Source organism: Stenotrophomonas sp. HMWF003, from assembly GCF_003061285.1.
GTDB lineage: Bacteria > Pseudomonadota > Gammaproteobacteria > Xanthomonadales > Xanthomonadaceae > Stenotrophomonas > Stenotrophomonas maltophilia_AP.
On sequence record NZ_QAIW01000446.1, the window covers coordinates 6569 to 8122 of the forward strand.

At 69.0% G+C, this 1554-nt stretch carries 1 protein-coding gene; it reads left to right on the plus strand.

Annotated features, from left to right (window positions below; genetic code table 11):
- Nucleotides 1-1554, plus strand: a 1554-nt coding sequence (locus DBR34_RS24200; protein WP_258224169.1) for an HD domain-containing protein, incomplete at both ends; no start/stop codon positions are given.

Consider the following 1554-nt stretch of genomic DNA (forward strand, 5'->3'; position numbering starts at 1 on the left):
CGCGAACGCTGCGCGCTGGCGCGGCTGCGCTTCGGCCTGCACCTGGTGGCCAACCGCCCCGAAGAACGGCTGCGCTTCGATTACCAGAAAACCCTGGCCGCCCGCCTGGGCTTCGAGGACGACCTCGAAAGCCTGGCCGTGGAAAAAATGATGCAGGGCTTCTACCGCAGCGCCAGCGTGGTGCGGCGGATCAGCGACCGGCTGCTGCAGCGCTTCGAGGAACAGTTCGACGGCGAAGCGGTGCCCGAGCCGGTCAGCGTGGGCTTCTCGCTGCGCCGCGGCTATCTGGCCGCCAACGACGCACGCTGGCCGCAGGGCGACATCGAACAGGTGTTCGCGCTGTTTTCCAGCTGGGCCTACAACCCCGACGTGCGCGGCCTGCATTCGCTGACCGCGCGTGCGTTGGCCGAAGCGCTGCCGGAGCTGCCGGCCTACACCGATGCCAGCGTTGCGGCCCGCGAGCAGTTCATGGCGCTGCTGCGCAGCCCGCGCGCGGTCGACACGCTGGCACGCATGGCACGTCTCGGCGTGCTGGGCCAGTGGGTGCCGGCCTTCGCGCAGGTGTCCGGGCGCATGCAGTTCGATCTTTTCCACGTGTACACCGTGGACCAGCACACGCTGATGGTGCTGCGGAACATCGGCCTGTTCGCCAGCAGCCGCGCCGACGACCGCTTCTCGATCGCACACGAAGTATGGCCGCGCCTGCGCAAGCCGGAGCTGCTGCTGCTGGCCGGGCTGTTCCATGACATTGCCAAGGGGCGCGGTGGCGACCACTCCGAACTGGGCGCGGTGGATGCGCGCGCGTTCTGCCAGGCGCACGCGCTGAGCAGTTCGGACACCGAGCTGGTGGCGTGGCTGGTGGAACAGCACCTGCGCATGTCGGTGACCGCGCAGAAGCAGGACATCTCCGACCCGGAGGTGATCCACCGCTTCGCCACGCTGGTGGGCAGCCGCGACCGCCTGGACTACCTGTACCTGCTGACCTGCGCCGACATCGCCGGCACCAGCCCCAAACTGTGGAATGCGTGGAAGGACCGGCTGCTGGCGGACCTGTATTTCGCAGCACGGCGCGCGCTGCGCGACGGCCTGGAAAACCAGATGCCGGCCGCCGAGCGGGTTGCCGAAGCGCGCGATTCGGTGCGTGCGCTGGTGCGCGAGCGCGGGTATGACGACGCCACCATCGATCGCCAGTTCGCGGTGATGCCCGACGAAAGTTTCATCCGGCTGCGCCCGGAGCAGCTGGCCTGGCAGGCCGCCGCGCTGGTGCCGGTGAAGCCCGGCCAGACCTTGGTCAAGGTGCGCCGGATCACCCCGGACGACCATGCGCTGGAAGTGTTCGTGCAGTCGCCGGACCGCGATGGCCTGTTCGCCGCGATCGTGATGACGCTGGACCGCAAGGGCTACGGCATTCACCGTGCGCGCGTGCTGGATGGCCCGGTCGACACCATTTTCGATACCTTCGAAGTCACCCCGGCCGACAGCTTCGCCGACGGTGACGCGCCGCGCCTGGAAGCAGCGCTGCGCGATGCGCTGGCCGGCGACCTGACCCGCCTG